Origin of the sequence: Pseudomonas ficuserectae (assembly GCF_024584585.1) — a bacterium.
In the GTDB taxonomy this organism is placed as follows: domain Bacteria; phylum Pseudomonadota; class Gammaproteobacteria; order Pseudomonadales; family Pseudomonadaceae; genus Aquipseudomonas; species Aquipseudomonas amygdali.
Genome location: NZ_CP085684.1, coordinates 335,797 through 358,973, shown reverse-complemented (window position 1 = coordinate 358,973; position 23,177 = coordinate 335,797). Strand labels below are relative to the sequence as shown.

The 23,177-nt window shown below is 59.5% G+C and carries 21 protein-coding genes and 3 pseudogenes; 21 read left to right on the top strand and 3 right to left on the bottom strand.

Annotation, left to right across the window (positions count from 1 at the left end; all coding sequences use genetic code 11):
* The first annotated feature begins 70 nt into the window (after positions 1-70).
* The 8 genes and pseudogenes from LJU29_RS01665 (at position 71) to LJU29_RS01630 (ending at position 10,276) form a co-directional block, all read left to right on the top strand.
* Complete coding sequence (locus LJU29_RS01665; RefSeq protein WP_005752528.1) at positions 71-2,290, top strand: primosomal protein N'; 2,220 nt, start codon at positions 71-73, stop codon at positions 2,288-2,290.
* 97 nt (positions 2,291-2,387) lie between these two features.
* A complete protein-coding gene (gene argS / locus LJU29_RS01660; protein WP_257111559.1) occupies positions 2,388-4,124 on the top strand; it encodes an arginine--tRNA ligase in 1,737 nt (578 codons plus the stop codon).
* Position 4,125: 1 nt separating this feature from the next.
* Entirely contained in the window at positions 4,126-4,821 is a 696-nt protein-coding gene (locus tag LJU29_RS01655; RefSeq protein ID WP_002551645.1) for an SPOR domain-containing protein, read from the top strand.
* A gap of 375 nt (positions 4,822-5,196) precedes the next feature.
* Complete coding sequence (hslV, locus tag LJU29_RS01650) at positions 5,197-5,727, top strand: ATP-dependent protease subunit HslV (RefSeq protein ID WP_002551644.1); 531 nt, start codon at positions 5,197-5,199, stop codon at positions 5,725-5,727.
* Between the two features lie 66 nt (positions 5,728-5,793).
* A complete protein-coding gene (gene hslU, locus LJU29_RS01645) occupies positions 5,794-7,131 on the top strand; it encodes an ATP-dependent protease ATPase subunit HslU (protein ID WP_002551643.1) in 1,338 nt (445 codons plus the stop codon).
* A 100-nt stretch (positions 7,132-7,231) separates the two neighbouring features.
* Entirely contained in the window at positions 7,232-7,603 is a 372-nt protein-coding gene (locus LJU29_RS01640) for a gamma-butyrobetaine hydroxylase family protein (RefSeq protein ID WP_002551642.1), read from the top strand.
* Between the two features lie 313 nt (positions 7,604-7,916).
* Positions 7,917-9,595, top strand: a pseudogene (gene phaC / locus LJU29_RS01635) (class II poly(R)-hydroxyalkanoic acid synthase).
* 66 nt (positions 9,596-9,661) lie between these two features.
* Positions 9,662-10,276 carry a TetR/AcrR family transcriptional regulator gene (locus LJU29_RS01630; protein WP_002551639.1) on the top strand — a complete coding sequence of 205 codons (615 nt, stop codon included), beginning with the start codon at positions 9,662-9,664 and terminating at the stop codon, positions 10,274-10,276.
* 233 nt (positions 10,277-10,509) lie between these two features.
* Here the strand turns inward: LJU29_RS01630 and LJU29_RS01625 are convergent, their stop codons facing one another.
* The 3 genes from LJU29_RS01625 to LJU29_RS01615 form a co-directional block, all read right to left on the bottom strand.
* Positions 10,510-11,271 (bottom strand): phasin family protein, encoded by a 762-nt coding sequence (locus LJU29_RS01625; RefSeq protein WP_060407067.1) that lies wholly within the window; start codon positions 11,269-11,271, stop codon positions 10,510-10,512.
* A 10-nt stretch (positions 11,272-11,281) separates the two neighbouring features.
* Entirely contained in the window at positions 11,282-11,755 is a 474-nt protein-coding gene (locus tag LJU29_RS01620) for a phasin family protein (protein ID WP_005752502.1), read from the bottom strand.
* 98 nt (positions 11,756-11,853) lie between these two features.
* A complete protein-coding gene (locus LJU29_RS01615) occupies positions 11,854-12,132 on the bottom strand; it encodes a polyhydroxyalkanoic acid system family protein (RefSeq protein ID WP_002551636.1) in 279 nt (92 codons plus the stop codon).
* A gap of 143 nt (positions 12,133-12,275) precedes the next feature.
* Between LJU29_RS01615 and ubiE the strand changes: the two genes are divergently transcribed.
* The 13 genes and pseudogenes from ubiE (at position 12,276) to LJU29_RS29500 (ending at position 22,520) form a co-directional block, all read left to right on the top strand.
* Entirely contained in the window at positions 12,276-13,046 is a 771-nt protein-coding gene (gene ubiE, locus LJU29_RS01610; protein ID WP_002551635.1) for a bifunctional demethylmenaquinone methyltransferase/2-methoxy-6-polyprenyl-1,4-benzoquinol methylase UbiE, read from the top strand.
* Positions 13,046-13,669, top strand: a complete 624-nt coding sequence (locus LJU29_RS01605) for a ubiquinone biosynthesis accessory factor UbiJ (RefSeq protein WP_004654219.1) — start codon at positions 13,046-13,048, stop codon at positions 13,667-13,669. The genes ubiE and LJU29_RS01605 overlap by 1 nt, the downstream gene beginning before the upstream one ends.
* Positions 13,666-15,285, top strand: a complete 1,620-nt coding sequence (ubiB, locus tag LJU29_RS01600; protein ID WP_054995052.1) for a ubiquinone biosynthesis regulatory protein kinase UbiB — start codon at positions 13,666-13,668, stop codon at positions 15,283-15,285. The genes LJU29_RS01605 and ubiB overlap by 4 nt, the downstream gene beginning before the upstream one ends.
* A gap of 67 nt (positions 15,286-15,352) precedes the next feature.
* Positions 15,353-15,745 carry a phosphoribosyl-AMP cyclohydrolase gene (gene hisI / locus LJU29_RS01595; RefSeq protein ID WP_054077035.1) on the top strand — a complete coding sequence of 131 codons (393 nt, stop codon included), beginning with the start codon at positions 15,353-15,355 and terminating at the stop codon, positions 15,743-15,745.
* A gap of 2 nt (positions 15,746-15,747) precedes the next feature.
* Positions 15,748-16,080 carry a phosphoribosyl-ATP diphosphatase gene (locus LJU29_RS01590; protein ID WP_257111558.1) on the top strand — a complete coding sequence of 111 codons (333 nt, stop codon included), beginning with the start codon at positions 15,748-15,750 and terminating at the stop codon, positions 16,078-16,080.
* A gap of 44 nt (positions 16,081-16,124) precedes the next feature.
* Entirely contained in the window at positions 16,125-16,400 is a 276-nt protein-coding gene (locus tag LJU29_RS01585) for a twin-arginine translocase TatA/TatE family subunit (protein WP_002551630.1), read from the top strand.
* Between the two features lie 4 nt (positions 16,401-16,404).
* Positions 16,405-16,866: a Sec-independent protein translocase protein TatB gene (tatB, locus tag LJU29_RS01580; RefSeq protein WP_002551629.1), complete on the top strand. Its 462-nt coding sequence runs from the start codon at positions 16,405-16,407 to the stop codon at positions 16,864-16,866.
* A complete protein-coding gene (gene tatC, locus LJU29_RS01575) occupies positions 16,863-17,663 on the top strand; it encodes a twin-arginine translocase subunit TatC (protein WP_257111557.1) in 801 nt (266 codons plus the stop codon). The genes tatB and tatC overlap by 4 nt, the downstream gene beginning before the upstream one ends.
* Positions 17,660-18,367: a 16S rRNA (uracil(1498)-N(3))-methyltransferase gene (locus LJU29_RS01570; protein WP_005752487.1), complete on the top strand. Its 708-nt coding sequence runs from the start codon at positions 17,660-17,662 to the stop codon at positions 18,365-18,367. The genes tatC and LJU29_RS01570 overlap by 4 nt, the downstream gene beginning before the upstream one ends.
* Positions 18,368-18,457: 90 nt before the next feature.
* Positions 18,458-19,471 (top strand): annotated as a pseudogene (locus tag LJU29_RS29985) (methyl-accepting chemotaxis protein); the annotation flags it as partial.
* A 39-nt stretch (positions 19,472-19,510) separates the two neighbouring features.
* Positions 19,511-20,374 (top strand): methyl-accepting chemotaxis protein, encoded by an 864-nt coding sequence (locus tag LJU29_RS29980; RefSeq protein ID WP_445940057.1) that lies wholly within the window; start codon positions 19,511-19,513, stop codon positions 20,372-20,374.
* 118 nt (positions 20,375-20,492) lie between these two features.
* Positions 20,493-21,662 (top strand): annotated as a pseudogene (locus LJU29_RS29505) (methyl-accepting chemotaxis protein); the annotation flags it as partial.
* The gene (locus LJU29_RS29500) at positions 21,645-22,520 is read left to right on the top strand and encodes a methyl-accepting chemotaxis protein (RefSeq protein WP_371321904.1); all 876 of its coding nucleotides are present in this window, start codon (positions 21,645-21,647) and stop codon (positions 22,518-22,520) included. The pseudogene LJU29_RS29505 and the gene LJU29_RS29500, both read left to right, overlap by 18 nt.
* Positions 22,521-23,177: the final 657 nt, after the last annotated feature.

Here is a 23,177-nt window from a genome sequence, read left to right as displayed (position 1 = left end):
CGAACCTTCACACCGGTCGTCTGCTAAGATCGCGCCTCCGTCATCACTCATCATCACAGGGAAACACCGCGTGCCCGACGCCATCCTGCGCCTTGCCCTGCCCTCGCCGCTTCGCCGACTGTTCGACTACCGCGCTCCTGCGGGCGTGTCGCGTAGCGCCTTGCAGCCTGGCATGCGTCTGCGGGTGCCATTCGGGCGACGGGAAATGATCGGCATTCTGGTGGAAGTGGTCGATCACAGCGAAGTGCCTGCCGACAAGCTCAAACCGGCCATCGCCCTGCTCGACAGCGAAGCGCCATTGCCGCCCGCGCTGTTCAAGCTGTGCCTGTGGACCTCGCAGTATTATCAGCACAGCCTAGGCGACACGCTGAGCTGGGCCTTGCCGGTGCTGTTGCGTCAGGGCGAACTGGCCGAAAGTCGCCAGGAACGCTTCTGGCACGTTGCACCGGGCGCCAGCGTCGGCGACCCGCGCATCGCGCGAGCGCCCAAGCAACGCGAAGCGCTGACCACCCTCGCCCAGCACCCGCATGGCGTGGCGCATCAGTTGCTGAGCAAGCTGATGCTTAATAAAGACAGCCTCAACCTGCTGCTGGCCAAGGAGCTGGTGTATGTCGAGGTTCGCAGCCACGCACCCAGCGCACGCCATGAACACTGGCTGGCCCAGCCTGAATTGCCGCTCAACACCGAGCAACGCGCTGCCTACGAAGCCATCCGTGCCGGGTTCGACAGCTTTCATGCGTTTTTGCTGGCTGGCGTCACTGGCAGTGGCAAGACTGAAGTCTATCTGCAACTGATCCGCGAAACGCTTGAGGCCGGCAAACAGGCGCTGGTGCTGATTCCGGAAATCAACCTGGGGCCACAAACCCTAGCGCGTTTCGAACAGCGCTTCAATGCCCGCATCGCGCTGCTGCATTCGGCAGTCAACGACCGCGAACGACTGGATGCCTGGCTGGCAGCCCGCGATGGCGAAGCCGACATTATTATCGGCACGCGCTCGGCGCTGTTCACGCCGATGAAGAACCCCGGCCTGATCATCATCGACGAAGAACACGATGGTTCCTATAAACAGCAGGAAGGTCTGCGCTATCACGCCCGTGATCTGGCCCTGGTGCGGGCGCGTCAGGAAAACATTCCAATTGTCCTGGGCTCGGCCACCCCGTCCCTGGAAAGCCTGCACAACGCCTACACCGGCCGCTACGGCCTGTTACGCCTGAACCAGCGTGCAGGCGGTGCGCAACAGCCGCGCTTCATGCGCCTGGACGTCAAGAGCAGGCCACTGGACAGCGGCATTTCCGGGCCGATGCAGCAAGCCATCGGCCAGACGCTTGCGGCAGGTCAGCAGGTGCTGGTCTTCCTCAACCGTCGCGGCTTCGCACCCACCTTGTTGTGCCACGACTGCGGCTGGATGTCTGGCTGCCAGCGCTGTGATGCGCGCATGACCGTGCACCAGCGCTCGGGCGAGCTGCGCTGCCATCACTGCGGGTATGTCGAACGTGTACCGCGCCAGTGCCCGTCCTGCGGCAAAGTGGATTTGCGCCCGGTAGGCGCGGGCACCGAGCGCGCCGAAGAGCGCCTGGCGATCCTGTTTCCGGACTTTCCCGTGCTGCGCGTGGATCGCGACAGCACGTCGCGCAAGGACGCTATGAATCAGTTATTCGCGACTATCCAGCGCGGCCAGCCCTGCATTCTGGTGGGTACGCAAATGCTCGCCAAAGGGCATCACTTCCCACGGGTAACGCTGGTGTCGATTCTGGATGCCGACGGCGGGCTGTTTTCCGGTGACTTCCGGGCCAGCGAGCGCATGGCGCAGTTGATCGTGCAGGTTGCAGGTCGTGCCGGCCGCGCGGAAGAGCCGGGCAAGGTGATCATCCAGACTCATCTGGCCGATCACCCACTGCTGATCCAACTGACCGAGCAGGGTTATTTCGCCTTCGCCGAGCAGGCCTTGAGCGAGCGTCGTTCGGCTGGCTTGCCACCGTTTTCACACCTCGCCCTGCTGCGCGCCGAAGCGCACAAGCCGGGGCAGGCCGAAGCCTTTCTCGATCAGGCTTGCAGTGACGCCGAGCAACTGGTTGCGCAAATGGGCCTGGGCGGCATCGAGCTGCTGGGGCCGGTTCCGGCACCTATGGAACGCCGCGCCGGGCGTTACCGGGCACAGCTGCTGATACAGTCCAGCGCACGCGCGCCACTGCACAAATTGCTTGCCACCTGGTTGCTCGCGCTGGAGCAAATGCCCAGCGGACGACAGGTCAGATGGTCGCTGGATGTGGACCCGGTGGATCTTTATTAAGTCACGCCGTTGGCAAGCAGGCTTGAGCAACGGATAATGCGGAGTTTTTCCACCCGCGCATCGAAGCGCCACCGCGCTTGCGGTCGAAGAGAGCACAATGAAAGACACCATTCGCCAGCTGATTCAACAAGCCCTGACCCGTCTCGTCACCGAGGGCGTCTTGCCAGAAGGGCTGACGCCGGCGATTCAGGTGGAAAACGCCCGCGACAAGACGCACGGCGACTTCGCCAGCAATATCGCGATGATGCTCGCCAAGCCTGCCGGCATGAAACCGCGCGATCTGGCTGAAAAGCTGATCGCCGCCCTGCCTGCCGACGAGCAGGTCAGCAAGGTCGAAATTGCCGGTCCGGGCTTTCTAAACTTCTTCCAGAACACTGCGGCGCTGGCCGCACGCCTCGACGCTGCACTGGCCGACGCGCACCTGTCAGTCCGCAAGGCGGGCGCTGTACAGCGCGTGGTCGTCGATCTGTCGGCACCGAATCTGGCCAAGGAAATGCACGTTGGCCATTTGCGCTCGACCATTATTGGCGACGGCGTGGCGAACGTTCTGACGTTTTTGGGCGACACAGTCACTCGCCAGAACCATGTGGGCGACTGGGGCACCCAGTTCGGCATGCTGCTGGCCTATCTGCAGGAAAAGCCAGCGACCAGCGACGAGCTGTCCGACCTGGAAAACTTCTACCGCGCCGCCAAGCAGCGCTTTGACGAATCCGAAGAGTTCGCCGAGCGGGCGCGAGGCCTGGTGGTCAAGTTGCAGGCAGGCGATGCCGAGTGTCTGGCCCTGTGGACACGCTTCAAGGACATCTCGCTGTCGCACTGCCAGGAAACCTACGAGCGCCTCAACGTCAAGCTGACCCCGGCAGACGTGATGGGTGAAAGTGCCTACAACGATGACCTGGCCAACGTGGTCAACGATCTGAAAGCCACTGGCCTGCTGGTCGAGAGCAACGGTGCGCAATGTGTGTTCCTCGAAGAATTCCGCACCGCCGATGACACGCCTCTGCCGGTGATCGTGCAGAAGGCCGGTGGCGGCTACCTGTACGCCACCACCGATCTGGCCGCCATCCGCTACCGCAGTAAGGTGCTCAAGGCCGACCGCGTGCTGTATTTCGTCGACCAGCGTCAGGCCCTGCACTTCCAGCAGGTGTTCGAAGTCGCTCGCCGCGCCGGTTTCGTCCACGACGGCATGCAGCTGGAACACATGGGTTTTGGCACCATGAACGGCGCCGATGGCCGCCCGTTCAAGACCCGCGACGGCGGCACGGTCAAACTCATCGACCTGCTCGATGAAGCCGAAGAACGTGCCTACACGCTGGTGAAGGAAAAGAACCCGGAAGTCGCCGAGGCCGAGCTGCGCAGCATTGCCAAAGCCGTGGGCATCAGCGCGGTGAAATACGCTGACCTGTCCAAGCACCGCGCCAGTGATTACAGCTTCAACTTCGATCAGATGCTGAGCTTCGAAGGCAATACCGCGCCTTATCTGCTGTACGCCTACACCCGTGTGGCCGGTGTATTCCGCAAGCTGGGCACGCCGTTCGACGCCAGCAAGGGGCAGATTGTCCTAGCAGCGCCGCAAGAGCAGGAACTGGCTGCACGTCTGGCGCAGTTCACTGAAACACTGAATAACGTCGCAGAAAAAGGCACACCACACGTACTTTGTGCTTACCTGTATGACCTTGCGGGTCTGTTTTCGAGCTTTTACGAAAACTGCCCGATCCTTGGTGCGGAAAATCCCGATCAGCAGCAAAGCCGTCTGCGTCTGGCTGCCCTGACCGGCCGCACCCTCAAGCAAGGCCTGGACCTGTTGGGTCTGGAAACTCTGGAGCGTATGTAAGTTGGCAGTTGCGAAGAAGAAACCGGCACCCAAGCGGGGCGCCAGCCGTTATCAGGCACCCGCGAAGAAGCCGATTCCAGGATGGTTGTGGCTGGCGATTGGCTTGACCGTGGGCGCGTTCGTGGTCTTTCTGATGAAGCTTGAACCGGGCGGCGAAGACGTCAAGCGGGTCAAGGCGGACGCCAAGGCCGCGAAGATCGCCGAGGCGAATAAAACACCACCGAGCCCGACGGCTCCGGTCAAGCCGAAGTACGACTTCTACACATTGCTGCCGGAATCGGAAGTGATCGTGCCGAACGAAGCCGTGCCGGAGAAGACCCCGCCGCCTGTGGCACCGACAGCACCGGTCTCGCCGGAGCAGGCAGCCAAGATCGACACGGCACGTGCCCAGGCAGCCCTCAGCGGCCTGACGCCTCCGCCAGCGCCACCGGTTGCCACGACCAAGCCGGCAGCAGTCACGACGTTCTTCCTGCAGGCGGGCTCGTTCCGCAAACAGGCTGACGCCGAGAAAGTCCGCGCGCAGATCATCCTGCTGGGCCAGACGTCTACCGTCGAGTCAGGCACTGTGAAAGATGAAACCTGGTACCGCGTACTGGTCGGCCCCTTCAGCAACCGCGAACAACTGACCACCGCCCAGAAACAACTGGCAAGCGGTGGATTTAGTAACCTGTTGTTGCAACAGCGTCAGAGCCGTTAGTCAAAGCACCTCTGTTTCCGTGCTCATCGCGATGTTTCGATGAGTACGAAGAACGGAGCTTCTGCCCGGTCGTCGTAGGAGCGGACTTATCCGCGATCTGCCGGGAACCGGCAGCAAAACCAGCCGCATCGGTTTATCAGGCCAGCCGAGGCAGCCTATTCTGGGGCCGCTTCGCAGCCCGTCGCGGGCAAGTCCGCTCCCATAAAAGCAGGGAGATCGCGGACAAACGAAGCGTCGTCCGGTCCGCTTAAAGGGTTGGGACAAGAATCGTACGATCATTTCCCCCCGATTTACCCCCAAGGTTGAAATACTCACCCACACCCCCATATGAGTTTGCATCAGGGCATTTTCGCCCCGCAGTGTGGAGACTCTCCCTTGACCACCATCGTTTCAGTGCGCCGCCACGGTAAAGTCGTCATGGCTGGCGACGGCCAGGTTTCTCTGGGCAACACCGTCATGAAAGGCAACGCCAAGAAGGTGCGCCGTCTTTATCACGGTGAAGTAATCGCCGGGTTCGCTGGCGCAACCGCCGATGCATTCACGCTGTTCGAACGCTTTGAAGCCCAGCTGGAAAAACACCAGGGGCATCTGGTTCGTGCAGCTGTCGAGCTGGCCAAGGACTGGCGTACCGATCGCTCGCTGAGCCGTCTTGAAGCAATGCTGGCCGTCGCCAACAAGGACGCCTCGCTGATCATCACCGGCAACGGCGATGTGGTCGAGCCCGAGGACGGCCTGATCGCCATGGGCTCCGGCGGCGCATTTGCTCAGGCCGCCGCACGCGCCCTGCTGCTCAAGACCGACCTGTCGGCACGCGAAATCGCCGAGACCTCGTTGCATATCGCTGGCGACATTTGCGTGTTCACCAACCACAACATCACCATTGAGGAGCAGGACCTCGTCGGCTAAGCCCTTGCCGGGCCGCACAGTCTGCGGCCCCTTCGGCTTGACCGTACCAGAGGACCGTGAATTACCATGTCCATGACTCCCCGCGAAATCGTCCACGAACTTAACCGCCATATCATCGGCCAGGACGATGCCAAGCGCGCCGTCGCCATTGCCCTGCGCAATCGCTGGCGCCGCATGCAGCTGCCTGAAGAGCTGCGCGTTGAAGTGACGCCCAAGAACATTCTGATGATCGGCCCGACCGGTGTCGGCAAGACCGAAATCGCCCGTCGCCTGGCCAAGCTTGCCAATGCGCCGTTCATCAAGGTTGAAGCGACCAAGTTCACCGAAGTGGGCTATGTAGGTCGTGATGTCGAGTCGATCATCCGCGACCTGGCCGATGCGGCTATCAAGCTTCTGCGTGAACAGGAGATCATCAAGGTTCGTCATCGCGCCGAAGACGCGGCCGAAGACCGTATTCTCGATGCCCTGTTGCCGCCTGCGCGTGTCGGTTTCAATGAAGACCCTGCGCAAAGCAATGATTCCAACACCCGTCAGCTGTTCCGCAAGCGTTTGCGCGAAGGCCAGCTGGACGACAAGGAAATCGAGATCGAGATCAACGAAGCCGTAGGTGTGGATATCTCCGCGCCACCCGGCATGGAAGAAATGACCAATCAGCTGCAGAGCCTGTTTGCCAACATGGGCAAAGGCAAGACCAAGAGCCGCAAACTCAAGGTCAAGGACGCGCTCAAGCTGGTACGCGAAGAAGAAGCGGGCCGTCTGGTCAATGACGAAGAGTTGAAGGCCAAGGCGCTGGAAGCGGTCGAGCAACACGGCATCGTGTTCATCGACGAGATCGACAAGGTTGCCAAGCGCGGTAATTCGGGCGGTGTCGATGTGTCCCGCGAAGGCGTACAGCGCGACCTGCTGCCACTGATCGAAGGCTGCACCGTGAATACCAAACTGGGCATGGTCAAGACTGACCACATCCTGTTCATTGCATCTGGCGCGTTCCATTTGAGCAAGCCAAGTGATCTGGTCCCCGAGCTGCAAGGTCGTCTGCCGATCCGCGTTGAACTCAAGGCTCTGTCGCCGCAGGACTTCGAACGCATTCTCAGCGAGCCACATGCGTCGTTGACCGAACAGTATCGCGAGCTGCTCAAGACCGAAGGCCTGAAGATCGAGTTCAAGCCTGAAGGCATCAAACGTCTTGCCGAGATTGCCTGGCAGGTCAACGAGAAAACCGAGAACATCGGTGCCCGTCGCCTGCACACGCTGCTTGAGCGTCTGCTTGAGGAAGTCTCGTTCAGCGCTGGCGATCTGGCTATCAGCCCTGACGCAGCACCGATTGAAATCGATGCAGAATACGTCAACAGCCACTTGGGCGATCTGGCCGAAAACGAAGACCTCTCGCGGTATATCCTTTAAAGCTGCAAGCGGTTGGCTACAAGCTGCAAGAGGTTCTCCTCTTGCAGCTTTTTTGCTTCTGCCTGTAGCTTGTAGCTGCTCTTCCTTGAGGCTGCTTTCAATGCTCCCCACCGCCATCCAGCTGCACAAAGCTTCCAAAACCCTGACGCTGAAGTACGCGCCGGATGAGGAATATCATCTGCCCGCCGAATTTCTGCGGGTGCATTCCCCTTCTGCCGAGGTCCAGGGCCATGGCAGGCCGATCCTGCAATTCGGCAAACTGGGCGTCGGTCTGAGCAAGGTCGAGCCGGCTGGGCAATATGCACTGAAATTGACCTTTGATGATGGCCACGACTCAGGACTGTTCACCTGGGAGTACCTGTACGAGCTGGCAAGACGCCAGGAGTCCCTGTGGGAGGACTACCTGCAAGAGCTGAAAAAAGCCGGCAAATCCCGCGATCCCTCCGAGCAAGTCATCAAGCTGATGCTCTGATCCCGCCCGCCCGCGCGATCCTCACAGAACATTCAAACCCGTGCAGCCTCACCGCTCGCCGTTTTAGGACGCGCTTTCTAATCGTTTTTGTTTCAATGTTCCGCGCAGCGGCCAATGAGTGGCTGACGCTGCTTGCGATTTTTTGAAATCTCGCGTAACCAATAACCTTGGCAAGTTCCCTGCATCGAAGTCGATGCGAGAAACAGCCTGCAAGGCATGAGTTACACGAGCAGTAGTGCTGGCTAACCGCCTGTGTCACTGGTTCACGGGCAAGGAATGTCAGTGTTCGCATCAAGACAATGGAGCGTCGTAGATGAGTAACGCGAAAGACGATGACCTGCAGCGCCAGGCTTCCGAGCACACCTTGGGCCTCAACCCGGTCGTTGGCCTGCGGCGCAAGGATTTACTGAGTACTGCCCGGATGGTTTTGCGTCAGGCTTTCAAACAACCGATCCACAGCATCAAGCACGTCGCACACCTGAGCGTCGAACTCGGCAACGTGATCTTCGGCAAATCTGCCTTGCAGCCAACACCGGATGACCGCCGCTTCGCTGATCCGGCCTGGAGCCAGAACCCGCTGTATCGCCGTTACTTGCAGACTTACCTCGCCTGGCGCAAGGAACTGCATGACTGGATCGGTGGCAGCGATCTCACCCCGCAAGACATCAGTCGCGCGCACTTTGTGATCAACCTCATGACCGAGGCCATGTCACCGACCAACTCTGCCGCTAACCCGGCCGCCGTGAAACGGTTCTTTGAAACCGGCGGTAAAAGCCTGCTCGATGGTCTGTCGCACTTGGCCAAGGACCTGGTGAACAACGGCGGAATGCCGAGCCAGGTCAACATGGACGCGTTTGAGGTTGGCAAAAACCTGGGCACCACCGAGGGGCCGTGGTGTTTCGCAATGACGTACTGGAACTGATCCAGTACAAGCCGATTACCGAGCAGGTTCACGAGCGACCGCTGCTGGTGATCCCGCCGCAGATCAACAAATTCTATGTCTTCGACCTGAGCCCGGAAAAAAGCCTGGCGCGCTTCTGCCTGCGCAGTAACGTGCAGACCTTCATCATCAGTTGGCGCAACCCGACCAAGGCGCAACGCGAATGGGGGCTGTCGACCTATATCGAGGCGCTCAAGGAAGCGGTCGATGTGGTGCTGGCGATCACCGGCAGCAAAGACCTCAACATGCTGGGTGCCTGCTCCGGCGGCATTACCTGCACGGCGCTGCTGGGCCACTACGCAGCCTTGGGCGAAAAGAAAGTCAACGCCATGACCCTGCTGGTCAGCGTGCTCGATACAACGCTGGATACCGAGGTCGCGCTGTTCGTCGACGAGCAGACTTTGGAAACCGCCAAGCGCCATTCCTATCAGGCGGGCGTGCTGGAAGGTCGTGACATGGCCAAGGTGTTTGCCTGGATGCGCCCTAACGACCTGATCTGGAATTACTGGGTCAACAATTACCTGCTGGGCAACGAGCCGCCCGTCTTCGACATTCTGTTCTGGAACAACGACACCACACGCCTGCCCGCCGCCTTTCACGGCGACCTGATCGAAATGTTCAAGAACAACCCGCTGACCCGCGCCAACGCGCTGGAAGTCTGCGGCACGCCGATCGACCTCAAGCAGGTAACGGCCGACGTGTTCTGCCTGGCTGGCACCAATGACCACATCACGCCGTGGGCCTCATGCTACAAATCAGCACGGCTGTTTGGTGGCAAGACCGAGTTTGTACTGTCCAGCAGCGGCCATATCCAGAGCATCCTCAACCCGCCGGGCAACCCGAAAGCCAACTATGTCGAGAACAGCAAGCTGAGCAGCGACCCGCGCGCCTGGTACTACGACGCGCAGCATCATGACGGCAGCTGGTGGCCGAACTGGCTGAAGTGGGTTCAGGAGCATTCCGGGGCCGAGCACGACACCAGGATGGAGTTGGGCAACGCTACTTATCCACCAATGGAGGCTGCGCCCGGGACTTATGTGCATGTGCGCTGAAACGCTGGATTGCGCCCTGCCCGATCAGACAAAGCCGGCCCTTTGACTCTTGAACAAGAAGACTGGATGAAAACCCGCGACCGTATCCTTGAATGTGCCTTGACGTTGTTCAACCAGCAGGGCGAGCCCAATGTTTCCACGCTGGAAATCGCCAATGAAATGGGTATCAGTCCCGGCAATCTGTATTACCACTTTCATGGCAAGGAGCCGTTGATTCTGAGTCTTTTCGAGCGGTTCCAGGCAGAGCTGGCACCCCTGCTCGATCCGCCTTCGGATGCCAGGCTTGAGGCCGAAGACTACTGGATGTTTCTGCACCTGATTGTCGAGCGGTTATCGCACTATCGTTTCCTGTTTCAAGACCTGTCCAACCTCGCCGGAAGGTTGCCAAAGCTGGCCCGCGGCATTCGCAACCTGCTCAACTCGATCAAGAAAACCCTCGCGTCACTGCTGGCCCGTTTGAAATCGCGGGGGCAACTGGTCAGCGAAACCCAGGCGCTGGGGCAGCTGGTGGAGCAGATCACCATGAACCTGCTGTTTTCGCTGGATTACCAACGCATTCTGGGCCGCGAGGGTGATGTGCGGGTGGTGGTCTACCAGATCATGATGCTCGTGACCCCACACCTGCTGCCCACCTCGAGGCAGGCTGCCGAACAGTTGGCGATGGAGTATCTGGGTAGGTAAACCTGGGCACGATAAGAAAACGCATCGGCAGGCTGAACGCACCCCTTGTGGGAGCGAGCTTGTTCGCGAAGTCGGTGGTTCAGGCGATCCATATTCGCGGAATGTGCAGGCCCCTTCGCGAACAAGTTCGCTCCCACGGCCTTCGGCCAGAAGCATTGGCACAGGCGGTGTTCGGGGATATCAAAAAAGCCCGGACTGCTTGGCAGGCCGGGCTTCGATGTTGCAGCTGTCTGTCAGGACTGGCTGGCGGGTGTTGCCGGTGCTGCGCTCGGGGCTGATGCAGCGGGTGCCGCACCGGTTGCCGGAGTCGCCGATGCAGCAGGCTTGGCAGCCGGTTTTCTGGCTGCTGGTTTCTTCGCCGCGGCCGGTTTGGCCTTGCTGGCGGTGGCAGTAGCGGCCTTGCTGGCTGCATCGACCGGTTTGGCCGCAGCTTTCTTGACTGCTGGTTTGGCCGCTGCGGTTTTCTGCGCCGTTTTATCCGCTGTTTTGGCGACGGTTTTAGCCGCAGCCTTGACCAAAGGTTTTGCCGCAGTTTTCGGTGCAGGTTTAGCCGCAGCAGCACGCGAAGCGACCGGTTTGGCTTTCTCACCCGTCAACAGCTCGATCTGCCGGGTCAGTTGGTCGACCTTGCTGTGCAGCGCCTGAACTTCATTGCGGCTCGGCACGCCCAAACGCGAAATGGCACTGTTCAGGCGCTTGTCGAAGGCCCCTTCCAGCTCATTCCATTTACCCACCGCGAGGTCTTTCACATCACCAACCCGCGATTTCGCGGTCTTGGCGGTGTCCTTGACCTCATCGAGCTGCTTCTGCGCCTCGACCTTGGTCTGCTTCTCGGCTTTCTCGCCGTCTTTGACCAGTGTCTCGAAAAGCTTGCTGCCGTCATTGCTTATCTTGGAATAAGCGCCCAGGCCCGCCAGCCAGATCTGGCGAGAGTATTTCTCGACCTCACCAATCCATGAGCTGCCGTCTTTGTCGGTTTTTTTCTTGCCAGCCATCCTGCTCTCCTTATTGTCCAGACTCTGAACGTTCGAATCGTTTCGACCCGGAGCGTTCAAGCTTTTTAGGCATGACACGTTCAAGCAATGCCGTCAGCTCGTCGAGCTTGGCAGAGAGCGTGTCAACATCATGTTTAGACGGGATTGCGATGCGGTTCAAGGCTTTTGCGACGCGACGGTCGAAAGCACTCTCGATTCTGCCGAGTTGCGCCTCGACACGACCTTTGGCGTAAGACACTTCGCCCTTGATCGAGTCGATTTCGCTGTTGGCCGCAAGACGCTTTTCATCGACCGTTTTGACGACTTCCTTTTCGGCCTGCTCGCCAGTCCTTATCAAGTCCCTGACGTACTGTGTGCCTTCCTCGTTGACCCTGGAATAGGCCCCCAGACCGGCCAGCCAGATCTTGCGGGCATACAGCCTGACGTCGGAAAGCGTGGAGGATTGCTGGTCTTCGATGTTTTTCTTCGTGTTCGCTCTGGCCATGGTGCACCTCATGCTCGAAAGTTGAAGGAACCGCCCAGCTATGGGCATAAGCACAACGTTACGGAGAAAAATTAGAATGCTCACCCTAGGGCGAATGCTCAGGCGGCCAGTGCTTTATCCAGGACGCGCTCGACTTCAGTCTTGATGGAGCCGCTCATGGCCGACAGGATGAAGTTCAGCTCGATGTTGATACGGATCAACGCGTCTTCGACTTCAACCTTGCCCTTGGCCCCCTTACCTTCCAGTTTTACGGTATCGCCTGCCCATTCGTGGGCCAGTCCGTATTTGTCGGAAAGCTTCTCGACCAGTTGCTCGGCCCTCTCGCGAGCCTTTTCCCGGCCCAGTGCGTGCGGGCGTTCAACGGTTATCTTGGCCATGCAGGCTTCCTTGATGATCAGATGAAATGCGGCGCAACTATATACAGCCGTCTGCATCCAAGAAAGCGTTGCCGGTGAGCCTTGTCAAGACAAAGCCGGCCCTGGCGATTAGAATGACCCGCACTCTATTCCGGTGAAGCGATATGAACGATCAGCGCAAAGGCAGCGATGCCGAACCTACGACTCACTTCGGTTACAAAAATGTACCGGAAAGCCAGAAGGCAGAAAAAGTCGCTGAGGTTTTCCATTCGGTTGCAGCCAAATACGACCTGATGAACGACCTGCTGTCCGGTGGCATGCATCGTCTGTGGAAGCGTTTTGCAATCGAGCTTTCGGGCGTCCGTACCGGCAATCGTGTGCTCGACATTGCGGGCGGCACGGGCGATCTGACTCGCAAGTTCTCTAATCTGGTCGGTCCGACCGGGCAGGTCGTGCTGGCAGACATCAACGCCTCCATGCTCAAGGTCGGCCGTGACCGCCTGCTGGACCTTGGCGTGTCGGGCAACGTCGAGTTTGTCCAGGCCGACGCCGAGAAACTGCCCTTCCCGGACAACCATTTCGACTGCGTGACCATCGCCTTCGGTCTGCGCAACGTGACGCACAAGGAAGACGCTCTGCGTTCCATGCTGCGCGTGCTCAAGCCCGGTGGACGCCTGCTGGTGCTGGAGTTTTCCAAGCCGACCAACAAGCTCATGTCCAAGGCCTATGACGCCTATTCGTTCGCGTTCATGCCGTTGATGGGCAAACTGGTCACCAATGACTCGGAAAGCTACCGCTATCTGGCCGAATCGATCCGCATGCACCCCAACCAGGAAACCCTCAAGTCGATGATGGTCGAAGCCGGTTTTGACCGTGTGACCTACCACAACATGACGGCAGGCGTCGTGGCCTTGCATCGCGGTATCAAACCCTGATGTTGCTTCGGGGGCTGCTCGCCAGTATCGAGCACGGCATCAATCGCGTGTTGCGCCTGGACAGCACCGCGCTACCGCGTATGGCGCGCCTGTCCGGGCATGTCATTGCCGTGGACTGTCGCGATCCGTCCCTGAAAATCTTCATCCTGCCCAGTGACGAAGGCCTGCTGCTGGCCGCAGACTGGGCTGCTGACGCCGACTGCACCTTGCGTGCGCCAGCCTCCAGCCTGCTGCGTCTGGCCCTGAGCAAGGACAAGACCGCTGTGCTGCACGGCCCCGACGTCGAGCTGGACGGTGACAGTGGCGTACTGCTGGAACTGGTCGGCATTCTTCAGGACCTGGAACTGGACTGGGAACACGAACTGTCCAACTGGGTCGGCCCGGTGGCCAGTCAGTTGTTCAGCAGCCGACTGCGCAACAGTGGACGCTGGACACGTGAAAGTTTCACCAGCCTCAGCCAGAACGTTGCCGACTACCTCAGCGAAGAATCGCGTACGCTGGTGGGTAAGCACGAAGCTGAAGCACGATTCGCCGAACTCGATCAGATCAAACTCGATCTGGACCGTCTCGAGGCGCGCTTTGCCCGCCTCGCCCACTCCCTCAATACCAGCGATAATGCATGAAGCTGCTTGCCGTCCGCCGTTTGTTTCGCATTCAACGTGTCGTTATCCGCTATCGCCTTGATGACCTGTTGTTCGCCCTGCCCCTGCCCTGGTGGATGCTCGCGGTGCGTTTCGTGCTGCCCTGGCGCTGGCTGCCACGGCGCAAATCCGAGCTGAGCCGTGGTGTACGCTTTCGGCTGGCATTGCAGGACCTGGGGCCGATTTTCATCAAGTTCGGGCAACTGCTGTCTACCCGGCGCGACCTGCTGCCCGAAGACATCGCCGACGAACTGATGCTGCTGCAGGACCGCGTGCCGCCGTTCGACCAGCAGGTGGCCATCAATCTCATCGAAGAACAACTGGGCGCACGTATCTGCGACGTCTTCAGTCGCTTTGACGAAACCCCGCTGGCATCTGCTTCGGTCGCCCAGGTGCATGCAGCCTGTTTGAAGACCGGCGAAGAAGTCGTGGTGAAAGTGGTACGCCCAGGCCTCAAGCCGATTATTGGCCAGGACCTCGCGTGGCTGTTCATCCTTGCCCGCATGGCCGAGCGCGTGTCAGCCGATGCACGCCTGCTGCACCCGGTGCAGGTGGTGATGGATTACGAAAAAACCATCTACGACGAGCTGGACCTGCTGCGTGAAGCCGCCAACTCCAGCCAGTTGCGTCGCAACTTCGAAGGCTCGGACCTGCTCTACGTGCCACAAGTCTACTGGGACTGGTGCCGCCCCAAAGTGCTGGTCATGGAGCGTATCTACGGCCTGCAGGTCACCGATATGGCCGGGCTGGCCGACCAGCGTACCGACATGAAACTGCTGGCCGAGCGCGGCGTGGAAATCTTCTTCACCCAGATATTTCGCGACAGTTTCTTCCACGCCGACATGCACCCCGGCAATATTTTCGTCAGCACGGTCAACCCGTGGAGCCCGAAATACATTGCCATCGACTGCGGCATCGTCGGCAGCCTGACGCCGGAAGATCAGGATTATCTGGCCCGTAACCTGTTTGCCTTCTTCAAGCGTGATTATCGTCGGGTTGCGCAGCTGCACATTGATTCGGGCTGGGTGCCGGCAGAAACCAAGCTCAATGAATTCGAAGCTGCAATCCGCACGGTCTGCGAGCCGATTTTCGAGAAGCCGCTCAAGGATATTTCCTTTGGTCAGGTGCTGATGCGCCTGTTTCAAACCGCGCGCCGCTTCAATATGGAAGTCCAGCCGCAATTGGTTCTGCTGCAAAAGACCCTGCTCAATATCGAGGGGCTGGGTCGTCAGTTGTACCCTGATCTGGACCTGTGGAGCACCGCGCAGCCTTATCTGGAGCGCTGGATGCGTGAGCGAGTCAGCCCGAAAACCCTTTTTGGCAATCTGCAGTCACAGGTCGAGCAACTGCCGCATATAGCGGGCATGACCCGCGATTTGCTGGAGCGCATGTCTCGCCCGCACGCTTCGGATCCGCCACGTCCCTGGCACGAGCGCAAGGACGAGCCGGTCCTGCGGCTTATCGGTGCAGCGTTGCTGGTAGGTGGCGCGATACAGGGCTGGGTGATGAGCGAGGCAGCTACGCAACTGCTGACGCTCACCGCCTGGCCAGCGGCGATCATGCTGATTGCCGGGCTGTATCTGATCGTTCGCCGATAGCCAGCAGCGTATGGCGCTGGCACACTGTTCAATCCGCCGGGCATGAAAGCCGGCTGCCGGAGTAGATATGAAAGACTGGCTGGACGAGATTCACTGGAACAGCGACGGTCTGGTGCCTGCAATCGCTCAGGATCACAAGACCGGTCGAGTATTGATGATGGCCTGGATGAACCGCGAAGCCCTGAGCCTGACGGCGTCGGAGAATCGTGCCATTTATTGGTCGCGTTCGCGTGGCAAACTCTGGCGTAAAGGTGAAGAATCAGGTCACGTGCAAAAGCTGCACGAACTGCGCCTGGACTGTGATGCCGATGTCATTATCCTGATAGTCGAGCAGATCGGCGGTATCGCGTGCCACACCGGCCGCGAAAGTTGCTTTTACCGAGTGTACGAAAACTCAGGCTGGAAGACCGTCGACCCGGTTTTGAAAGATCCTGACGCTATTTACTCAGCAGGCCACTGAACATGACTGATACGTTGTCCCGTCTGGCCGAGGTGCTGGAATCACGCAAGGACCCCGCTGCCGACAGTTCCTACGTCGCCAGCCTGTATCACAAGGGCCTGAACAAGATTCTGGAAAAGCTCGGTGAAGAATCGATCGAGACCATCATCGCTGCCAAGGACGCTGCAGTCAGCGGAGATTGCAGCGACGTGATCTATGAAACCGCTGACCTGTGGTTTCATAGCATGGTGATGCTCGCAGCGCTGGGTCAGCACCCACAAGCCGTGCTCGATGAACTGGACCGCCGATTCGGCCTGTCCGGCCACGCGGAAAAAGCCGCTCGCACGGCAGAATAACGCTCACCCCTTTCAAGCTTGAAATCTTTTACGAGGACTGTTTCATGGGTATTTTTGACTGGAAACACTGGATCGTCATCCTGATCGTCGTGGTACTGGTTTTCGGGACCAAGAAACTCAAGGGTCTAGGCAGCGACGTCGGCGAATCGATCAAGGGCTTTCGCAAGGCGATGAATGACGATGACAAGCCAGCAGAACAGCCTGCACCTCAGCCACAGCAGGCACAGGCTGCCCCTCAGGGTTCGCCATTGAATCAGCCGCATACCATCGACGCGCAGGCGCACAAAGTCGACGAGCCGATCCGCAAAGACCAGGTTTAAGCCCATGTTCGGTATCAGCTTCTCTGAACTGCTGCTTGTCGGCCTGGTTGCCTTGCTGGTACTGGGCCCAGAGCGCCTGCCGGGTGCGGCACGCACCGCAGGCTTATGGATCGGCCGGTTGAAGCGCAGCTTCAATGCCATCAAACAGGAAGTTGAACGTGAAATCGGGGCCGACGAAATTCGTCGGCAGCTGCACAACGAGCACATTATTTCGCTGGAAGACGAAGCGCGCAAAATGTTCGCGCAAAATCAGCACCCCGAGACCACTTACGAGCCGGTTAGCCCGCAGCCGGCCTCTGTGCAGCCCGACGCCGCCAACACCGGTCACAACACCCTCGGCCCAGCGGAGCCTGCGGCACCAAAACCCGCGCTATCGCTGGAGAAAACCGCGAAGCCAGTCGATGCCGATACACCGGTCCCGACGCCTCCCGTCCACGATTCGTCATTGCCACCGCGAGCCCCATGAGCGCTGATACCCCGGAAAACGATCAGCAAATGCCGCTGATCTCGCACCTCACCGAGTTGCGTACACGTCTGTTGCGTTGTGTCGCGGCAGTGTTCCTGATTTTTGCCGGTCTGTTTTACTTCACGCAGAAGATCTACACACTGGTCTCGGCGCCGCTGCGCGTCTATCTGCCTGAAGGCGCGACAATGATCGCCACCGACGTGGCCTCGCCGTTCATCACGCCGTTCAAGCTGACCATGATGGTCGCGCTGTTTCTGTCCATGCCGGTCATCCTGCACCAGATCTGGGGCTTTATCGCGCCGGGCTTGTATAAGCACGAGAAGCGCGTTGCAGTGCCACTGCTGGTGTCGAGCATCATCCTGTTCTACGCAGGCATGGCCTTCGCGTACTTTTTGGTCTTCCCGCTGATTTTCCACTTCTTCGCCAGCGTTACACCAGAAGGCGTGTCGATGATGACCGACATCGCCAGTTATCTGGACTTCGTGATGACGTTGTTCTTCGCCTTTGGCGTGGCCTTCGAAATCCCGGTGGCCGTTGTGCTGCTGGTGTGGATCGGTATTGTCGACGTCAAGTACCTGAAGAAGATCCGTCCTTACGTGATCATCGGCTGCTTCGTGGCCGGCATGATCCTGACGCCGCCGGACATCTTCTCGCAGACGCTGCTGGCAGTACCGATGTGGCTGCTGTTCGAGCTGGGCGTGCTGTGCAGTTCGATGATCAAGAAGCGTGGTGAACATCCGGACGATCAGGCCGAGGACGCTGACAAGCAGGATCAGCCGCCCGCGACCACACCGTGAACCTGCTGTTGCTTGAGGAAGCCGATTTCATTGCGGCTGACCGGGTGGTCCTGCGTGACCGCCGCCTGAAGCACATGCAGGAGGTGCATCGTGCAAAGGTCGGCGACAGTCTGCGCGTCGGCCGCATTAATGGCCTGCTGGGCAGCGCCGAACTGCTGCGCCTTGAACCTCATGAAGCAGAGCTGCGTGTTTCGCTGGATAGCGCCCCGCCGGCAAAACTGCCCATCACCCTGTTACTGGCACTGCCACGCCCCAAGATGCTCCGCCGGGTGTTCCAGACCATCGCGACCATGGGGGTGCCGAAAGTCATCCTGCTGAACAGCTACCGGGTAGAAAAAAGCTTCTGGCAGACGCCATTTCTGGAGCCCGAGGCCATTCGCGAGCAATTGATTCTGGGGCTGGAGCAAGCGCGCGATTCTGTGCTGCCGGAAGTCATCATCGAAAAGCGCTTCAAGCCGTTCGTTGAAGACCGTTTGCCGCACATGGCTGCAGGCACCCTGGGCCTGGTCGGCCACCCCGGTGACTTGCCTGCCTGCCCGCGCGCGGTTACCCAGCCTGTCACGCTGGCTATCGGCCCCGAAGGCGGCTGGATCCCTTATGAAGTCGACTTGTTGCGACAATCCGGCTTGCAGCCTGTGCAACTTGGCGAGCGCATTCTGCGCGTCGAAACCGCTGTAACTGCCCTTCTCGCTCGTCTGTTCTAGACTCTGTTACATCAACCAGGCCGCTTCAGTTAGTTGATGCGCTGCCGATGTAAGTGCATTCATAAAAGAACAGACAGCTAAGGAGTGGTCATGTCTCGTGGGGTATCTCAACGTCTCGCCAATGCGAGTGTCAGCCTGAAATTGGGAATAGGCTTTGGTCTGGTCATGCTAATGACCCTGATGATCTCGGCCACAGGCTGGTTCAGCAACCAGGCACTGATCGATCGTGGAGATCGTGTCACAGCGATTGCAAAAATCAACGAGCTGACGCTCCAGCTACGCATCGACCGCACCCGTTACGAAGACCTGTTCAACGCAGAAAGCGCGGCCGAAGTCAGAAAGACCCTGGATCAACTTGATGCCGCACTGGTGCACGCGCGAAATCTGCTGCGCTCGCCCGAAAAAATCCAGTCACTCGACGGTCAGATTCAGTCTGCTCGCGAATACCGCCAGTCTTTCGCTGACATGACCAAAGCTATCGATGCTCGCGAGATCAGCCGCAGCCAGATGGGCGACAATGCTGACAAGGCGGTGGATCAGGCAAACAAGGTTGAAGCCGAGCTGCTCAAGGCAGACAACATCCTCGCCTTTAACGGCATCGTCGGCGTCAGCAAGCTGATTCAGCAGGCGCGCTTCCAGGTTCGCGGTTACACCTATAGCGGCCGTCCTGATTTCGAAAAGAACGCCAACCAGGCCATTGATGAAGCCATTACCGGGATCAATACCCTGGCCGGTGACATTTCCTCCGAGTACCTGCCGTTGCTGCAGCAGGCCGTTGTCGGGCTCAACGGCTACCGCGCTGCAGTAGGCCAGTATCGGGACACGCAAGCCGCCAGCAAGGCCGCGCTGGAGAAAATGACGGCACTGGGCACCAAGATGCTGACCACCAGCGATGACATGATCGCCAGGCAGAACAAAAGCCGCGACGCAGACAGCGAAAAATCTGTTTTTATGATCACGGTGGCCACCGCTCTGGCCTTGGTGATCAGCATTCTGGCAGCCTGGGTAATCACTCGTCAGATTACAACGCCCCTCCAGGAAACCCTTGAAGTGGTGGAGCGGGTTGCTTCCGGCGACCTGAGTCGCAACCTGCGGGTCGACCGCAAGGACGAGTTGGGCAAGCTGCAAAGCACGATCCAGCGCATGACCGTCAGCCTGCGCGAGCTGGTGGGCGGAATTCGCGATGGCGTGACCCAGATCGCCAGCGCAGCGGAAGAACTCTCGGCAGTGACCGAACAGACCAGTGCCGGGGTCAACAGCCAGAAAGTCGAGACCGATCAGGTCGCCACCGCCATGCATGAAATGACTGCGACCGTTCAGGAAGTCGCGCGCAACGCCGAAGAAGCCTCTGAAGCAGCCGTCGCCGCCGACCAGCAGGCCCGTGATGGTGAGCGAGTGGTCAACGAAGCCATTGCGCAAATCGAGCGCCTGGCTTCTGCAGTGGGCAATTCCAGCGAAGCCATGGGCGCTCTGAAACAGGAAAGCGACAAGATCGGCAGCGTGCTGGACGTCATCAAGTCGGTCGCGGAACAGACCAACCTGCTGGCGCTGAACGCCGCCATCGAGGCCGCCCGCGCCGGTGAAGCGGGTCGGGGCTTTGCCGTGGTCGCCGATGAAGTGCGCAGCCTGGCGCAGCGCACGCAAAAGTCTACCGAAGAGATCGAAGCGCTGATCGCCCGTCTGCAAAGCGGCACACAGCAGGCCGCAACCGTCATGGACAGCAGCCGGGAACTGAGCACCAGTAGCGTTGAGCTGACACGTCGGGCTGGTGGCTCATTGGAAAACATCACCAAAACCGTCTCGGCTATCCAGGCAATGAACCAGCAGATTGCAGCGGCCGCCGAGGAACAGAGCGCGACCGCAGAAGAGATCAACCGCAGCATCATCAATGTCCGCGATGTGTCCGAACAGACGTCTGCGGCCAGCGAAGAGACCGCGGCGTCCAGTGTCGAACTGGCAAGACTTGGCAACCATCTTCAATTGCTGGTGAGTCGCTTTACTGTCTGACCTGGCAGCATCCAGCCCGCGCCAGCACTGAGCGCGGGCTTCTTCTCCCGTAAAAACGTGACACCCTTCACCCCTCCTTCGTGCTCGGAAATATCCTACGACCTTCTCAGGTCACGCAATGAATCACCACGCCGATGCGCTCACAACGCATGTTCTGACTCGCCCGGAACATGCTTTTGTTCGCTCATTGCAGGAGATTCCTATGTTCCGACTGATCAATCACGCGCTCGGCAAAATGAACGTCAGATTCAAACTGTCACTGGGTTTTGGCCTGGTGCTGTTATTGACGCTGATCATCACACTGACCGGCTGGCATGGTCTGTACACCATGATCGACCGCTCCGAGTCGCTCTCGGACATTGCCCAGCTCAACAGCCTCACCAAAGACCTGCGTGCCGAACGCATCACCGATCGCGTGGAAAAGACGCCAGAAAGCACGGCATTGGTGACAGACAAGCTCAACGAAATGAAAGCCCAGCTCACAGCGCTGCACCGACAGAGCCTTGAGGCGGAAACCATTACGCTGCTCAACGGACAGTTTGAGACGGTAAGCAGACTCGAGAAAACCTTCGCCGACGTCCGGGCCAACCGTCAGACTCGTAACCAGGTACGCACGCGCCTGGAGCAGACGTCAGAGCAGGCCTTGCAGGCCATCGCACTGGTTGAGAGCGAGGTACTCAAGAGCGTAAGCCAGGAACAGGACAGCACTGAGCGGATGGAGGAATTCACCAACATTTCCCAACTCAGGCAGCAGGTACAGATCGCTCGCTATCAGGTACAGGCCTACACCTTCACCACTCGCGATGCCGATGAAGCCGCAGCCATTGTCGCCATCGACGAAGCGCTCAAGGAAATCGGGCAGATCGGGCAGGACGAGGACAGTGAAAGCCTTCAGGGCCTGGGAGCCGCCACTACAGCCCTGCAAGGCTATCGGGAAAGGCTCAACGAGTTCAAACAGATACAAACCAAAGCCGAGGCGGACCAGGAACTTATGAGAAGTCTCGGCGACCAGTTGCTGGACTCCGTCGCCGCGTTGAACCGTCTGCAAACCGCTCAGCGCGACAGTGAAGCAGTCAATTCCAGCACCACCCTGAGCAGTGTTGCGGGCCTGGCGCTGCTGGTCGGGTTGCTGGCCGCCTGGGTCATGACCCGGCAGATCACCGTACCTTTACAGCAGACGCTGCTTGTCGCAGCACGCATCGCTCAGGGTGATCTGAGTCGGGACATGTCAGTGACGCGTCGTGACGAAATGGGTCAGTTACAAGGCAGTATGCAGACCATGACGGTCAGCCTGCGCGAGCTGGTCGGCGGTATCAGCGAGGGCGTATCGCAGATCGCCAGCGCGGCCGAGCAGTTGTCAGCGGTGACCAAGCAGACCTGCATCGGGGTCACCAGTCAGAAAGACGAGACCGACCAGGTGGCCACGGCCATGAATGAAATGGCCGCGACGGTGCAGGAAGTCGCGCGTAATGCTCAGGAGGCTTCCCAGGCCGCGGCTCAGGCGGATCAACAGGCCCGTAGCGGTGACGAGGTTGTCGGGCGGGCAATCAGTCAGATCGAGCAACTGGCTCGCGAGGTAGTGAACTCTACGCAGTCGATGAGCGAACTCAAGCTGGAAAGCAACAAGATCGTCGGCGTTCTCGACGTAATCAAGTCAGTTTCGCAGCAAACCAACCTGCTGGCCCTGAATGCGGCCATTGAAGCAGCTCGCGCAGGTGAAGCCGGGCGCGGCTTCGCGGTGGTCGCCGATGAGGTACGCGGCCTGGCGCAACGCACGCAAAAGTCCACAGAAGAGATCGAGGAATTGATCGCCGCACTGCAAAGTGGCACCCAGCAGGTCGCAACCACGCTGGACAACAGCCGCACCCTGACCGACAACACCGTTGAACTGAGCCGCCGCGCGGGAAGCGCGCTGGAGCAGATCACCCGTACGGTGGCGACCATCCAGCACATGAACGAACAGATCGCCACCGCCAGCGAAGAACAAAGCGTGGTTGCCGAACAGATCAACCGTAACGTCATCAGCGTACGCGATATCTCCGAACAGACCGCCGCCGCCAGCGAGCAAACCGCAGCCTCCAGCGTCGAACTCGCCAGACTGGGAACTCACTTGCAGACACTGGTGGGGAAATTCAGGGTGAGTTGAACCACCATTGCACCAGCAGGCGGTCCGGCTAACACTATCGTGCCCATGCTCCGCGTAGGCATACCGGTCCGGACGCTCCGCCTCCTCTGGCGACGCAGAGCGTCGTGAACTGCATTCCCACGCTGGAGCGTGAGGAACGAGCGTCGTCAGGGATAACACTATCGTGCCCATGCTCCGCGTAGGCATACCGGTCTGGACGCTCCGCGTCCTCTTGCGACGCATAGCGTCGTGAACTGCATTCCCACGCTGGAGCGTGAGGAACGAGCGTCGTCAGGGATAACACTATCGTGCCCATGCTCCGCGTGGGCATGCCGGCCTGGACGCTCCGCGTCCTCTTGCGACGCAGAGCGTCGTGAACTGCATTCCCACGCTGGAGCGTGAGGAACGAGCGTCGTCAGGGATAACACCATCGTGCCCATGCTCCGCGTAGGCATGCCGGTCTGGACACTCCGCGTCCTCTGGCGACGCAGAGCGTCATGAACTGCAATCCCACGCTGGGGCGTGAGGAACGAGCGTCGTCAGGGATAACACTATCGTGCCCATGCTCCGCGTGGGCATGCCGGTCTGGACGCTCCGCGTCCTCTTGCGACGCAGAGCGTCGTAAACTGCAATCCCACGCTGGAGCGTGAGGAACGAGCGTCGTCAGGGATAACACTA

What these genes read in the sequence shown, in the direction of transcription:
- LJU29_RS01590 (WP_257111558.1), top strand. Translation starts at nt 15,748, where the DNA reads ATGACTGATACGTTGTCCCGTCTGGCCGAGGTGCTGGAATCACGCAAG.
- LJU29_RS29500 (WP_371321904.1), top strand. Translation starts at nt 21,645, where the DNA reads ATGCAGACCATGACGGTCAGCCTGCGCGAGCTGGTCGGCGGTATCAGC.
- ubiB (WP_054995052.1), top strand. Translation starts at nt 13,666, where the DNA reads ATGAAGCTGCTTGCCGTCCGCCGTTTGTTTCGCATTCAACGTGTCGTT.
- hslU (WP_002551643.1), top strand. Translation starts at nt 5,794, where the DNA reads ATGTCCATGACTCCCCGCGAAATCGTCCACGAACTTAACCGCCATATC.
- LJU29_RS01630 (WP_002551639.1), top strand. Translation starts at nt 9,662, where the DNA reads ATGAAAACCCGCGACCGTATCCTTGAATGTGCCTTGACGTTGTTCAAC.
- LJU29_RS01615 (WP_002551636.1), bottom strand. Translation starts at nt 12,132, where the DNA reads ATGGCCAAGATAACCGTTGAACGCCCGCACGCACTGGGCCGGGAAAAG.
- tatC (WP_257111557.1), top strand. Translation starts at nt 16,863, where the DNA reads ATGAGCGCTGATACCCCGGAAAACGATCAGCAAATGCCGCTGATCTCG.
- hisI (WP_054077035.1), top strand. Translation starts at nt 15,353, where the DNA reads ATGAAAGACTGGCTGGACGAGATTCACTGGAACAGCGACGGTCTGGTG.
- ubiE (WP_002551635.1), top strand. Translation starts at nt 12,276, where the DNA reads ATGAACGATCAGCGCAAAGGCAGCGATGCCGAACCTACGACTCACTTC.
- tatB (WP_002551629.1), top strand. Translation starts at nt 16,405, where the DNA reads ATGTTCGGTATCAGCTTCTCTGAACTGCTGCTTGTCGGCCTGGTTGCC.
- LJU29_RS01620 (WP_005752502.1), bottom strand. Translation starts at nt 11,755, where the DNA reads ATGGCCAGAGCGAACACGAAGAAAAACATCGAAGACCAGCAATCCTCC.
- argS (WP_257111559.1), top strand. Translation starts at nt 2,388, where the DNA reads ATGAAAGACACCATTCGCCAGCTGATTCAACAAGCCCTGACCCGTCTC.
- LJU29_RS29980 (WP_445940057.1), top strand. Translation starts at nt 19,511, where the DNA reads ATGACCGTCAGCCTGCGCGAGCTGGTGGGCGGAATTCGCGATGGCGTG.
- LJU29_RS01585 (WP_002551630.1), top strand. Translation starts at nt 16,125, where the DNA reads ATGGGTATTTTTGACTGGAAACACTGGATCGTCATCCTGATCGTCGTG.
- LJU29_RS01640 (WP_002551642.1), top strand. Translation starts at nt 7,232, where the DNA reads ATGCTCCCCACCGCCATCCAGCTGCACAAAGCTTCCAAAACCCTGACG.
- LJU29_RS01625 (WP_060407067.1), bottom strand. Translation starts at nt 11,271, where the DNA reads ATGGCTGGCAAGAAAAAAACCGACAAAGACGGCAGCTCATGGATTGGT.
- LJU29_RS01605 (WP_004654219.1), top strand. Translation starts at nt 13,046, where the DNA reads ATGTTGCTTCGGGGGCTGCTCGCCAGTATCGAGCACGGCATCAATCGC.